13 protein-coding genes are annotated in these 13,027 nt (G+C 62.5%); 4 read left to right on the plus strand and 9 right to left on the minus strand.

Annotated features, from left to right (window positions below; translation table 11 throughout):
• Positions 1–4 precede the first annotated feature (4 nt).
• The 4 genes from LFL96_RS34465 to LFL96_RS34480 are packed head-to-tail and all read right to left on the minus strand — an operon-like array spanning position 5 to position 3,193.
• A complete protein-coding gene (locus LFL96_RS34465) occupies positions 5–1,219 on the minus strand; it encodes a pyridoxal phosphate-dependent aminotransferase (protein WP_281002362.1) in 1,215 nt (404 codons plus the stop codon).
• Positions 1,216–1,866: a dimethylmenaquinone methyltransferase gene (locus LFL96_RS34470; protein ID WP_281002363.1), complete on the minus strand. Its 651-nt coding sequence runs from the start codon at positions 1,864–1,866 to the stop codon at positions 1,216–1,218. Before LFL96_RS34470 ends, LFL96_RS34465 begins: the two co-directional genes overlap by 4 nt.
• Positions 1,863–2,528: an RraA family protein gene (locus LFL96_RS34475; RefSeq protein WP_281002364.1), complete on the minus strand. Its 666-nt coding sequence runs from the start codon at positions 2,526–2,528 to the stop codon at positions 1,863–1,865. The genes LFL96_RS34470 and LFL96_RS34475 overlap by 4 nt, the downstream gene beginning before the upstream one ends.
• Entirely contained in the window at positions 2,525–3,193 is a 669-nt protein-coding gene (locus tag LFL96_RS34480) for an RraA family protein (protein WP_281002365.1), read from the minus strand. The genes LFL96_RS34475 and LFL96_RS34480 overlap by 4 nt, the downstream gene beginning before the upstream one ends.
• 104 nt (positions 3,194–3,297) lie before the next feature.
• Here LFL96_RS34480 and LFL96_RS34485 point away from each other — a divergent pair, with 104 nt between their 5' ends.
• Positions 3,298–4,200: a LysR family transcriptional regulator gene (locus LFL96_RS34485; RefSeq protein ID WP_281002366.1), complete on the plus strand. Its 903-nt coding sequence runs from the start codon at positions 3,298–3,300 to the stop codon at positions 4,198–4,200.
• A gap of 50 nt (positions 4,201–4,250) precedes the next feature.
• Here the strand turns inward: LFL96_RS34485 and LFL96_RS34490 are convergent, their stop codons facing one another.
• The 3 genes from LFL96_RS34490 to LFL96_RS34500 form a co-directional block, all read right to left on the minus strand.
• On the minus strand, positions 4,251–5,684 hold the full coding sequence (locus LFL96_RS34490) for an NAD-dependent succinate-semialdehyde dehydrogenase (protein WP_281002367.1): 1,434 nt from the start codon (positions 5,682–5,684) through the stop codon (positions 4,251–4,253).
• 137 nt (positions 5,685–5,821) lie between these two features.
• Positions 5,822–6,511 (minus strand): type 1 glutamine amidotransferase domain-containing protein, encoded by a 690-nt coding sequence (locus LFL96_RS34495; RefSeq protein WP_281002368.1) that lies wholly within the window; start codon positions 6,509–6,511, stop codon positions 5,822–5,824.
• Positions 6,512–6,632: 121 nt separating this feature from the next.
• Positions 6,633–7,238 (minus strand): TetR/AcrR family transcriptional regulator, encoded by a 606-nt coding sequence (locus tag LFL96_RS34500; RefSeq protein WP_281003938.1) that lies wholly within the window; start codon positions 7,236–7,238, stop codon positions 6,633–6,635.
• Between the two features lie 110 nt (positions 7,239–7,348).
• On the opposite strand from LFL96_RS34500, the gene LFL96_RS34505 reads away from it, so the two are divergent.
• The gene (locus LFL96_RS34505) at positions 7,349–8,266 is read left to right on the plus strand and encodes a LysR family transcriptional regulator (protein ID WP_281002369.1); all 918 of its coding nucleotides are present in this window, start codon (positions 7,349–7,351) and stop codon (positions 8,264–8,266) included.
• Positions 8,267–8,516: 250 nt separating this feature from the next.
• Complete coding sequence (locus LFL96_RS34510; protein WP_281003939.1) at positions 8,517–9,716, plus strand: lipase family protein; 1,200 nt, start codon at positions 8,517–8,519, stop codon at positions 9,714–9,716.
• Positions 9,717–9,814: 98 nt separating this feature from the next.
• On the opposite strand, the gene LFL96_RS34515 is transcribed toward LFL96_RS34510, so the two are convergent.
• Positions 9,815–10,735, minus strand: coding sequence for an alpha/beta hydrolase (locus LFL96_RS34515; protein WP_281002370.1), 921 nt, complete (start codon positions 10,733–10,735; stop codon positions 9,815–9,817).
• A complete protein-coding gene (locus LFL96_RS34520; RefSeq protein ID WP_281002371.1) occupies positions 10,728–11,885 on the minus strand; it encodes an epoxide hydrolase family protein in 1,158 nt (385 codons plus the stop codon). The genes LFL96_RS34515 and LFL96_RS34520 overlap by 8 nt, the downstream gene beginning before the upstream one ends.
• 189 nt (positions 11,886–12,074) lie before the next feature.
• Between LFL96_RS34520 and LFL96_RS34525 the strand changes: the two genes are divergently transcribed.
• The gene (locus LFL96_RS34525) at positions 12,075–12,962 is read left to right on the plus strand and encodes a LysR family transcriptional regulator (protein WP_281002372.1); all 888 of its coding nucleotides are present in this window, start codon (positions 12,075–12,077) and stop codon (positions 12,960–12,962) included.
• Positions 12,963–13,027: the final 65 nt, after the last annotated feature.

Here is a 13,027-nt window from a genome sequence, read left to right on the forward strand (position 1 = left end):
CCCGTTAGCGCACGGAGACGCAGAAGCGCCGGATCGCTTCGCAAGCCCTCTCGAGCGACGCATCGTCGAGCGCATAGGCGATGCGGATGAACGGTCCCAACCCGAACGCGCTGCCATGGACAACCGCGACGCCGGCCTCGTTCAACAACGCGACGGCGACGTCTTCATCGCTGTCGAGCTTGACGCCTGCCGCGCTGGTGCGCCCGATCAAACCCTCGCACGAGGCGAATGCGTAGAACGCGCCCCCGGGCGTCGCGCAGCTGAGACCGGGCGTGGCGTTCAGCGACGCGACCATCCTGTCCCGGCGACGCTCGAACACCGCGCGGGTGTCGTGCACGAAGTCCTTCGGTCCGCTCAACGCAGCCAGCGCCGCGTACTGCGAGATCGAGCAGGCCGCGGACGTCTGCTGCCCCTGAAGCTTCTCCATCGCATCGAGCAGCCAGCGGGGGCCGGTGGCGAAGCCGATGCGCCAGCCCGTCATCGCGTAGGCTTTCGACACGCCGTTCATGGTCAGCGTACGCGCCTGCAAACGCGGTTCGACTGCCGCGATCGTATGGAATGCCGCGCCGTCGAAAATCAAATGCTCGTAGATGTCGTCGGCCAGCACGTGCACGTGCGGATGATCCAGCAGCACGCCGGCGAGCGCGGCCAGTTCCTCGCGCGTGTAGACCGCGCCGGTCGGATTCGACGGCGAGTTCAGGATCAGCCAGCGCGTGCGTGGCGTGATGGCCTCGCGCAGTGCGCGGGGCGTCAGCTTGAAACCGCTCGCCGCGCCGCACGACACGATGACGGGTGTCGCGCCCACCATCTGGACCATCTCCGGATAGCTGACCCAATACGGCGCGGGCACGATCACTTCGTCGCCTTCGTTCAGCGTGGCGGCCAGCGCGTTGTAGATCACCTGCTTGCCGCCGCTGCAAACGATGGTGTCCTGCCAGCCGACCTCCAGCCCGTTCTCCGTGCGGAATTTTTCGGCGACCGCTTCGCGCAGCGCGCGCATGCCGGCGACCTGGGTGTAGCGCGTATGGCCGGCGTGAATCGCCGCGATGGCGGCCTCGCGCACGTGCGCCGGCGTATCGAAGTCAGGCTCGCCGGCACTCAACGAAATCACCGTCGCGCCGGACGCCCGGCGCGACGCGACGCGGTCCATCATCCGGTACGTCGCCGAGGGTTGCGCCTTGGCCTGGTGCACATTCAGAAAGGGACGCTCGCCGCTCATTTCAGCGTTCTCCAGTGCGTGAGGCCGAGCAGTTCGAGCGTCTTCGCGCCGTTGGCGAGCTTCTGCATCATCGCCGCTTCCTTCGCCGCGCGTTCCTCGCCCGCCACGATCGTGCGTTCGGCGTGCGCCGCCGGAATCACGATGACGCCGTCGTCGTCGGCCACCGCGAGGTCGCCGGGCGCCACCCGCACGCCGGTAAAGGTGATCGGCTGGCCGACCGACGGCACGCTGGCCTTCACCGTGCCGCGCACGCTGATGCCGCGCGAGAACACCGGGAAGTTCCGGCTACGCAAGGCCGCCAGGTCCCGCACGCCGCCGTCGATGATCAGCCCGGCCACACCGGCGGCCTCGGCGGCGACCGTCAACACTTCACCCCAGTAACCGGCGACGAAGTTCGACGTGCTCACCACCAGCACGGCGCCGCGCGGCACCTGTTCCATCGCGACGTGAATGCCCAGGTTGTCGCCGGGCGAACATTCGAGCGGGAACGCCGGGGCGGCAATGAAGGCGCCGTCCCACACGCCGCGAATCAGCGGATCGGCGGCGCAGGGCAGCCCGGACGCCTCGAACAGCGTGGAGCTGCCGAGCTTGCGGCAGCGCTCGGCGAAATCGCCGGGCAGTTGGCTTGCGAGCGATTCCTGACTCATGACGATTTCCGTTGCAGCGTGTGATAGCCGAGATTCTTGCGTGCCTGACCCAGCGTGTTGCCTTGAGACAGCTCGTCGCGGATGCGCTGTTCGGTGACCTCGATCTGGCGCGCGGTGGCGGCCACATCGCGGGCGCGCTCGCGCGGCACGACGACGACGCCGTTGACGTCGGCAATCACGATGTCGCGCGCGCACACGCGGGCCTGACCGATCGACACGGGCACGTTGATGCCGTCGACCTGCACGCGGTCCTTGCCGGTGCGCATGAAGCGTCCTTTGGTGAACATCGGGTAGTCGTCGCCGAGCGCCTTGCCGACATCGCGGCACACGCCGTCGATCACGGTGGCGCCGATTTTCCGCAGGCCCGAGTACAGGGTCATGATGTCGCCCCAGACGGTGCAGTCGGTGCGGCCGGCGTTGTCGATGACGACCACGTCGCCCGGCGCCACCTCGTCGAGAAAGTCGCCGACGCTGCCGGCCGGCGTGCTGGCCGGAACATACTTGACGGTGAACGCGGGGCCGACCACCACGCGTCGATAATCGGCCAGCGGCATGATGCCGAAGCACTGGCCCGGCAAACCGAGCTTGTCCATCGCGTCGGACACGCCCGGCGTGTCGAGGCCCTCAAACAGGGCACACAGTTCCTGATCTTCCTGGTTCATTGCGCTTTGTTCTCCTTGATGGCGTCGAATTCCTTGTCGTGCATGACGTCCGCGACCGAGCGGCCGGCGCGCACCGCCTGCACCATGGCGTCCTGACGCCGCGTGATCCGCTCGCCCAGCTCGACGACTTCCTCGATGCGGCCGGCGGGCACGAACACCGTGCCGCACCGGTCGGCGATCACGTAGTCGTCTTCGCTGACCGTCACGCCGGCGAACCGCACTGGTTCACCGGAAGAGAGCTGGGCGACGCGGTTACGCGCGCTGATCATCGTGATGCCGCGGCCGTAGACCGGGTAGCCGATCGATTCGCTGCCTTCGATGTCGCGGCTCACGCCGTCGATCACGGAGCCGCGCACCTGCTTGTATTGCGCGGCGTTGGCGATGATGTCGCCCCAGCAGGAGATGCCTTCCAGGCCGCCGGCGATGACCAGCACCCGGTCGTCGGTGTCGATTTCGGCGATCACCGGCGTGATGATGTGCGCGGCCGTTTTCGCTTCGGTCTTCGGACCCAGCTGGATGGTGCTGGCCCGTCCGACGATCTTCGGGCAGTCCCACAGCGGCCGGATACCGACCGTTGCCCCAGTCAGGCCGAGAAAATCCAGCGCGTCCGACACCGTATTGGTGTCGAGGGTCGCGAGTCGGTCGAGTAACGAGCGCTCCGTCATGACAAGTCTCGATGTGGTTGTGAGGAGGCCAGTCTCACATCTATAGTTCGATATGTATATTTTGAATTCCGGAATAGTTCGATACGCGGAGGCTATGAATAAAGATGGTCAACTTTCGGCTCATTCGTCACCTGTGGCTCTTTCTGGCGGTCGCCGAGGAGGGCAATTTTGGGCGTGCCGCGCGGCGTCTGAACATGTCTCAGCCGCCCCTCACCGAGCAGATCCAGATACTCGAGCAGGCCTTGAAGGTGAAGCTGTTCGAGCGCTCGCGAAAGGGCGCGCAATTGACGCCGGTCGGCGCGGCGATCCTGCCGGCGGTGAAAAAATTCGCCGATCAGCTCGAACGTCTGGAGTTTGCGGTCAGGGAGGCGGTGGAAGGAAATAGCGGACTGCTGACGATCGGCGCGATCACCTCGGCGATGGTCGACGTGCTGCCGCCGCTGGTCGCGCGGCTCAAGATCGAGTATCCGCAACTCACCATCTCCGTGCGCGAGATCGACAGCGCCGAGGCCGTGCCGGCCTTGCTCGCGGGGGATGTCGATCTGGCGTTCGCGCGTCTCGAGGGCGACCTCGCGCCGACCATCGAATCGACGCCGCTGAAGCAGGACCGCCTGGTGGTCGTGATGCCGAGCGAACATCCGATGGCCGGCTTGACGCGCATCCGCCTCGCCACGCTGTCCAACGAAAACTTCGTCATGTTTCCGCGGCACGTAAGTCCGGTTTATTTCGACAGCCTGATCGCGGCGTGCCGCGCCAACGGCTTTTCGCCGCGGATCCTGCATCACGTTCGCTCGGTGGCGTCGCAGGTTGCCTTCGTCTCCTGCGGACAGGGCGTTGCGCTGGTGCCGGAGTCCTTGCGGTCGCTCGCTTCGGAGAATGTCGTGTTCCGTCCGCTGAAGGAAAACGTGAGCGTGGTGACCATTGGCATGGCATGGAGCACCGAGCGCGATAGCCCGCTCATTGCGTCGGTGTTGAGTTCGCTGGGGCGCCGCCGGGCGGGGACCTAGGCGGCGCTGTATTCATGGGCTCCAGGTCGACAGGCAAGCGTGACTGCAAGTCAATCGACGGTTTTGGCCCACACTGCCTGAGCATTGGTGAACTCGCGCAAACCGAAATGCGACAGCTCGCGTCCATAGCCACTCTTCTTCACGCCGCCCACGGGAATGCGCGGATTGGAAGCGGAGAAGCCGTTGATGAAAACGCCGCCCGTTTCGAGGCGTCGCGCAATGCGCTGGGCGAGGGCGACGTCATTCGTCCACAAGCTTCCACCGAGGCCGTAGTCGCTGGTATTGGCGAGCTCGATCGCATGTTCGGCGTTTTCGGCCACGGTGATCGCGGCGACTGGTCCGAAGGTTTCTTCATCGAAGGCAGCCATGCCGGGCGTGACATCGGCGAGAACAGTCGGCGCGTAGTAGTTGCCGGCACCTTCGGTTTTCTGGCCGCCGAGCAGCAGCGTCGCGCCGGCTTCGATCGTGCGCACGACCTGATCGTGTAGTTCGTCGCGCAGATCGGTACGCGCCATCGGCCCGATCGTGCTGGACGGGTCGAGCGGATCGCCGGCCTTCACCTGAGCGGCGGCGGCGACGAACTGGCGCGTGAATTCTTCCGCGATGGGTCGTTCGAGGATAAAGCGCTTCGCCGCGAGGCAAACCTGACCGGCGTTCTGGAAGCGCGCCTCGATCGCTGCCTTGACGGCCAGTTCGATGTTCGCGTCGGCCAGCACGATGAACGCGTCGGCGCCGCCGAGTTCGAGCAGGGTCTTCTTGAGTGCCTTGCCCGCGGTCGATGCCACCGCCGATCCTGCCCGCATGCTGCCCGTGAGCGTGACGGCCGCCACGCGGGAATCTTCGATGACGCGCGCCACGGTCTCGTTGCCGGCGTTCAGGTTCGTGAACAGTCCGACCGGAAAACCGGCGGCTTCATACGCGTCCTGCAATGCGTACGCCGAGCCCATCACGTTGGCCGCGTGCTTGAGGATAAATCCGTTGCCCGACAGCATGATCGGGCCCGACGCGCGAATCACCTGCCAGAGCGGGAAATTCCACGGCATGACCGCGAGGATGGAACCGATCGGCAGGTAGGAGACGTGCACTTCGTCGTCGCCGTCGACCGGCGCGGCTTCGTCGGCGAGGTAAGCGGGACCGTGTTCGGCGATCCAGTCGATCGTCGCGGCGCACTTTTCGATTTCGGCTCGGGCGGCGGCGAGCGTCTTGCCCATTTCAGCGGTCATCAGCGATGCCAGCGTGTCGGACCGGTCGCGCAATGTAATCGCCAGACGGCGATAGGTCGCCACGCGTTCGGTCATCGGCGTGGCGCGCCAGAGCTGGTAGGCCGCGGCGTTGTTCGCGAGCATGGCTTCGACTTCGTCAGCGGTCTGGAATGGGTAGTGCGCGATGAACTCGCCGGTGGCGGGATTGCGCGACGTTGCGCCGACGGTGAAGGGCGTATTCGGGTTCGTCAGGACGACGTTGTTCTCAATGCTTTTGTTCACGACACCACCTCGTTGGACTAGTTAGAAGCCGGCTCTGCGTACAGGGAAAACCGATTGCCTGCCTGCCGCGTATTCCACACGGAGTCGCCAGACGGCAACCCCATGCAGACAGATCAACACTTGCTATTCGCTACCCGTTATTTCGCGGCGAGCGCCGGGTGCTTGATCAGAATCGCCGCGGCCGACGACGACGAAGCCGGGTTCTGCCCCGTAATCAGCAGACCGTCGGTGACGACATGCGACGCCCAGTCTTCGCCTTTCGAATACACGCCCCCCTTGGACTTGAGTTCGTCTTCCACGAGGAACGGCACGATATCGGTCAGGCCGACGGCCGCTTCCTCCGAGTTGGCGAAGCCGGTCACCTTCTTGCCGTCGACCAGCGGCTTGCCATCCGTCGCCTTGACGTGGCGCAGCACGCCCGGCGCATGGCAGACCAGCGCGGCGGGCTTGCCGGCGGCGATGAAGGCCTCGATCAGGGCGATCGAGTTGCGGTCTTCAGCGAGATCCCACAGCGGACCATGACCGCCGGGGTAGAACACCGCATCGAAATCCGCCTGTGTGATCTGGTCGAGGCGCACGGTGGCGGCCAACTGCGCGGTCGCCTCGGCGTCGAGTTCAAAACGGCGCGTCATGTCGGTCTGATTGGCCGGCTCGTTGCTCTTCGGATCGAGCGGCGGCTGGCCGCCTTTGGGCGACGCCAGCACGATCTCCACGCCGGCTTCCTTGAATGTGTAGTAGGGGGCGGCCAGTTCTTCGAGCCAGAAACCCGTCTTGAGACCCGTGTTGCCCAGTTGGTCATGCGAGGTCAGAACCATCAATACTTTCATGTCGTTTCTCCGTGGTGAGTCGGTGACGCGTTGAGTAAATTATCGATCTAGTAGACCAGTCGTCTACAAACAGATTCTAAAAAAAGCACTTCCGGAGAAGTGCGCTTGCTGACCCGATCGGTCAGCGGGTGAGGTGAAGCATGTGCTTCGTCGTTTTCATCGCGGTGTCGAAAGGCTTCATGTTGCGAACGATCTTCACCATGATGCTGGCGCCCAACCACAACTGATACAGGCTCTGCGCGACGCTCTGCCGATCGCCGTCGATCGAAAGCGATCCTTCGGCCACACCGACCTCGATCGCATGCGCGAGCCGGCTAACGATTCCCGCCGTGCCGCGCTTCAGCGTGGCACGCATCGCTTCCGACATGTCCGCCACCTCGGCGCCCAGTTTGACCGCCAGACATTTGCCCTGACAGTCTTCGAACGACTGGGTTTCCTGCCAGATCCGGAAGTAGTTCAGCAACCGCTGCGCCATGTTCAGATCAGGTTGAGCCAGCGTCTGGTCGATGTCGGCCAGATACTCCTCGAAGTAGCTTTCGAGCAGCGCCACGCCGAACGCATCTTTCGAACCGAAGTAGTGGTAGAACGATCCCTTCGGCACACCGGCCTCCGAGAGAATTTCATTCAGGCCAACGGCGGAAAAGCCCTTGGCGCCGATCAGCCGTTGACCCACGGCGATGATGTTCTCGCGGACGTCGGTAGTTTGAGCGGTGTTTGCGGTAGCCATGGACGGACTATAGCTCACAGTAGACCGGTCGTCTACTAAAAATTTTCTAAGATCGATCGATACGGTGCGACCTTTGCCGCCCGTATTGGACACGAGACCTTGACCCTGACATGAAACCCGATACGCCCGCGATTTCCGACCGTACCTTGAGCTACCTCGTCGCCCTGGCCACGCATGGCGGAATGCGGCAGGCGGCGCAATCGCTAGGGGTGAACGTGTCGACCATCAGCCGTCAACTGGCTGCCGTCGAAAGGGAACTCAAGCTCTCGCTGCTGACTCGCCACGGCCGCAATACCGTACTGACGGAGGTCGGTTCCGCGTTCGTCGAGTACAGCAACGAAAAGGAAAAGCTGGGGCAGAAGCTCAAGGCCCAGCTCGACGAGTATCGGTTCATGCGTCGTGGACACGTCACTCTCGGCGCCGGTGCGGGCATCGTGACGCATCTGATTGCGGGGTCGTTGAAACGGTTCAGCATCAAGTATCCCGAGATCAGAGTGGAAATTCGCAGCGGCCCGCAAGCGAAGCTCGTACAAATGGTCAGGGACGACATCGTGGATATCTGCATCTATAACGGCGCGTCCCTCGACCCCATCCTCAACTCGCGCCTTTTCCGGAGCGAGCCGCTGTGCGTGGTGGTCTCGACGCAGCACAAACTGGCAAGACGTGCCACGGTGCGGATCGAGGACATCCTGATGGAACGGCTTATCTTCTTGCCGGATAATTTCGCCGCTCAAATTTACGTCGATGAGATGCTGCGCGAGACGGGCGTCGACGTGTCGCCGGCCTATCGCGTCGACCGGTTCGAATCGGCGCTTTCCCTGGCGGCGGAAAACCTCGGCATCGCGTTCTCGTCGCCTGTTGGTGCGGCCGATAAGACGGCGACTGGCCGGGTTGTCGCCATTCCCATCGATCATCCGATCGCGCAGAAAGTCGACCACTACATTGCAACGCGGCTTGGCCGCAAGCTGATTCCCGCGGCCAATTACCTGTGGCGAGACATCATTCGTAGCGCGTCTTCCTCGCTATAGCTGATCGAGCAAGCCATATGGTTCTGTTGCATTGCATGCAACATTCGCGTAGCGCCTCGATGCTGGATTCCGCACGACACCTGGACCATACTGCTCCAGATGTTGGACACGAGAAAATAGATCACACATCGCAATCGGGCTCATCACGCAATTGATTCCCGAAAGATTGTCTTTGCGCATTCCTCTCGCCCTGGCGCGATCCAATCAAGGAAAGAACCTGATGTTCAATGCAAAACTCAGCGCACTGTTCATGCCCGTCATCGCCGTGGTTATCGGCACATCGGCGGTAGTCGCCGCACCGTTGCCGGTCACTGGCGATGGTGGCGTTCCCGCGTTTTACACGTGGCAGGAGACGGTTCCGGCGACGCCCGGCCAGATGCTGCGCACCGAACCGTTGACGCCGCAACAGAGCCTCACCGAGGCCGGCCAGAATATCCGGATCCTGTACACATCCACCGACGGTATCGACAAACACACGCCGATCGTCGTGTCCGGCGCGCTGTTTTTGCCGAAAGGGACACCGCCACAAGGCGGCTGGCCGTTGATGGCATGGGCGCACGGTACGGTCGGTAGCGCCGATGTCTGCGCACCGTCGTTCACGAGCCGCAGCGAACGCGACAGCCGCTATCTGAACTACTGGCTCGCGCAGGGCTACGCTGTTGTCGCGACTGACTATCAAGGTCTCGGCACACCCGGTCTGCATCCTTATGGACTCACGCGTCCGCTCGCGTACGGCGTGCTCGACAGTATCCGTGCGGTCGCACATGACGGTTTCAACCTGTCGTCCCGCGTGGTCGTATTCGGGCAGTCTCAAGGCGGTCGCGCGGCCTTCGCGACGGCCGTCTATGCAAAGACCTACGCGCCCGAGCTGAACATCGTCGGCGTGGTCGCGACCGGCACGCCGTACGCGGCGGTTCACGAAACGGCCGACGACGAGGAGCGGGCGAAAGCACACCGGTCAGTCGTTCCCACCTTTGGTTACGACATGCTGCGACTCAGCACGGCAACGCTGCTCGATCCTTCGTTCGTGCCCGCCGACTACCTGACCGAGCGCGCGATGCCCGCGTTCGAAACCAGTCAGCACGAATGCCTGCACGCCATCGAGCAGAGGATCGTTGCGGACAAGCTCACGTTCGACGACAGCTTCAAGCGCTCGCCGAAGCCGATGCTCGCGAAGATCAGCCGCGAGGCGGCGTATCCAACGTTGAAGTCGGATATTCCGATCTTCGTTGGAACCGGCGGCAAGGATCGCGATGTCTTTGTGCCGGGACAGGTTGCGCTTGTGACGGACGCATGCAAGGCGGGGGACCGGATCGAATGGCATCTGTATCCCGAACTCGACCATTCGGCGACCGTCAACGGTTCGCTTCCTGACTCCACGACGTTTGTCGCGAAGGCGTTTTCGGGTGAGCGTATTGGTGGGAATTGCGGGTCTTTGCCGAAGCATTAGAAGCATGATTTGCTGAAGCCGGTCGTAGAGCACGCAGGGAAGGGCAGCCCGCTATACTCGCGGCGACATCAACAACGACGGGGTTGCGGACAATGGCTTTACGTCATCTCCGCTTCTTCCCGCACAGACCACTCACGCACCCTGATCACCGCGTCGGCGAAAGCTTCTGGTGCTTCCTGCGGAAGGTTGTGCCCCGCGTCGACAACGCGATGTTCATGCCGCCCGACGAACATGGATGAGTGCCCAGCGGTTCCACCAGGTTTGAGCGGATCCGCCGTACCGTCGATAGTCACCGTCGGCACCTTCACCGCGGGTCTTTGTGCAATGCGATCTTCGAGCGACTGCAGTGTGGGATCTCCCGCCTCCAGTCCGACCAGGTTGCGGTAGCAGTGGATCACGATCGCCACGAAATCCGGGTTATCGAAAGAGGTCGCGGACTGGGCGAAAGTCGCTTCATCGAATTGCCAGCCCGGTGACCATTCGTTCCACAATATCCGGCACAGGTCGCGACGATGTTCTCGCAGGCACTCACGTCCGCGCTCGGTCTGGAAAAGATGCTGGTACCAGATGACGCGCTCGAGCGACGGCGCGACGCAATGTTGCTGTTGACTCACATCTATCACGTCGTAGCCTGCGTATGACACGAGGCCACTCGTTCGTTCCGGCCACAAAACCGCAGCCACGCAGGACGCGTTGCCACCCCAGTCGAAACCTCCGAGGATCGGACGTTGCAGGCCGAGTGCGTCGGCGAGCTGGACGATGTCGCGTCCGCGGGCAGCCTGTTGGCCACTTCGCATGCAATCATCGGAGACAAAACGCGTTGGACCAAATCCGCGCGCATAGGGAGCAATGACCCTTGCGCCTGCCCGCACCAGAATGGTTGCGGCGTCATCGAATGAATGCACGTCGTAGGGGAAGCCGTGCGACAGGATGACCGGCCATCCACCGGGTGATCCATGCTCGATGTAACCGATCCGCAAGACGCCGGTCTCGATGCTCTTTATCGCACGCTCAATCATGAAACACCCTCCCGCGGTATTGTTCCGTGACGGTGGAGACAAAGTCACGCAGATCGGCCAGCATCGCGCCGGGCTGCTCCATGGCGGCGAAGTGTCCACCGGATGACATCTCGCTCCAATGAACGACGTGATAGGTCTTCTCGGCGAACGAGCGCGGTGGTGGCGGAAACACTGGATCGGGGAATGCCGCGACGCCGACGGGCACCCGGATACGTGCCCCTGCCGGAAAAACCTGCGAGCCTTCCAGCCGCTTGCCGTGATAGATCCACGTCGCCGTCACGACCGACGATGACGCGATATAGAGCATGATATTGGTGAGCATCTGCTCTTCCGAAAACTTGCTCCAGATGTCGGGACTGCCATTGGCCGTTGTCGGTAGATCGGCCCACCTGCCAAACTTTTCGAGTATCCAGCCGGCCACGCCGACAGGACTGTCGGCCATCGCCACGCCCAGCGTCTGGGGGCGGGTTTCCTGCTCATGGCTGTATCCGCTCTCCCAATCGAAGATTGCGTCCCGTCGCGCTACGAAGGCCTTTTCCTCGGGGGTAGTCGGTACAACATCCTCGGCAAGGAGATTGACCATGTTGAGGTGGATGCCGAGCAACGCGTCGGGTCGATCGTACGCCATCCAGCCCGCGATGCCGTGTCCCCAGTCTCCACCCTGAACGAAGTAACGCGACTGTCCAAACAGTCGAACCATCAGTCCTTGCATGAGCTCGGCAGCCCGACGCGGGCCGATCACGCCGGTGACCGGTTTGGAGAAGGCGAAGCCCGGCAGCGAGGGAACGATGACATCGTGTCCATCGGCGGCGAGCGGTCCCCAAAGCCGTTCAAACTCGAGAAACGAGCCGGGCCAGCCGTGGAGAAGAAGAATCGGTGGCCTTGCACCATTCCCACGAAAGTGAAGGAAGTGAATGCACTCGCCGTCGATATCGATCGTGAAGTGGGGGAGTTGATTGAGGTCTCGCTCGACCTGTCGCCAGTCGAACGTTTTTTCCCAGTAAGTGACGAGACGCTTGAGGTCGTCGAGACCTACGCCTGATTTCCAGCCGCCTGTATCGGGCAACTGGCCCCAGTCATAGGCTTTGACCTTTGCCTCGATGGTTGCAAGACGCTCTTCCGGTAAGTGGATCGTGTAACGAGAGGCCATGAATATCCTTTGAGAAGGCCGCGTGACCGACGCGCGCCAATGACGCCGTTGTCCGCAAGTCCGGTTCCCGGTACCGGAGGTTGACTTTCCTCATTGCATTGTTTTACGCAATACTAGGCGCTCGGTAGCTACACGTGTATCCCCTCAATCCGCCAAATACTTTTGCGTTGCACGCACAAGCGAGTTCTTATGGATATTGCCGGCGACCTTGAAATCTTTACGTTGGTGGCTGAAACCCGCAGCTTTTCAGCGGCAGGTCGCCATCTCAATCTCGCACCGTCTTCGATCGCGCGCATAGTCGATCGCATCGAAGCGCGCCTGGGCGTTCGCTTGCTGCTACGAACAACCCGAGCGCTGACCGTGACGGCGGAAGGCGCAACTTATCTGTCGTCGGCCCGGCGGATTCTTGCCGATCTCAAGGAAACCGAACAACTGATCACGGACCAGAGTTCGCCGAGAGGGCGCCTTCGGGTAAGCGGGTCGATCGTGTATGGAAAAACTTTTCTCGTGCCGCTTCTGGGCGACTTCATTCAAAGGTATCCGGGGATCCTCGTCGACATCAGCCTTACCGACACTGTCGTGGACATTGCCGCGGGCCAGGCCGACGTTGCTTTGCGGGTAGGCCCGCTTCCCGACGGCCCGCTGACTGCACGCAAACTGGGCGAGACGCACAAGGTCATCGTCGCGTCTCCTGGGTATCTGGCTCGGCGCGGGACACCTTCGATACCGGAGGACCTGATCGACCACGACTGCATCAATTTCAACTTCAAACGCGCGACGTCTGGCTGGCCGTTTCGCAAGGATGGCGATGACTATTCGCTGTTGGTCAAGGGCAGCGTGCAGACCAATAACGGCGACACTCAGGCTCAGCTCGCCGTGGAAGGAATCGGTATAGCGCGCGTATGCGCTGAGACGGTCGATCGACAGATTGAGGCCGGCCATCTGGTTCCGCTATTGGAGGCGTTTAATCCGGGCGATGGCGAGGAGATTCATGCCGTGTTCGTCGGCGGTGCGCACATGCCGGCGCGTGTGCGGTGCTTTGTCGATTACCTGGTGTCGGCTTTTGCTGCCCGATAACTGGGCGGTCGACGGGCGGTGTCGGGTGGGAATGCTGGTCGCTGGGAAGCGGACGTTTGAACATG

Origin of the sequence: Paraburkholderia sp. D15 (assembly GCF_029910215.1) — a bacterium.
In the GTDB taxonomy this organism is placed as follows: Bacteria; Pseudomonadota; Gammaproteobacteria; order Burkholderiales; family Burkholderiaceae; genus Paraburkholderia.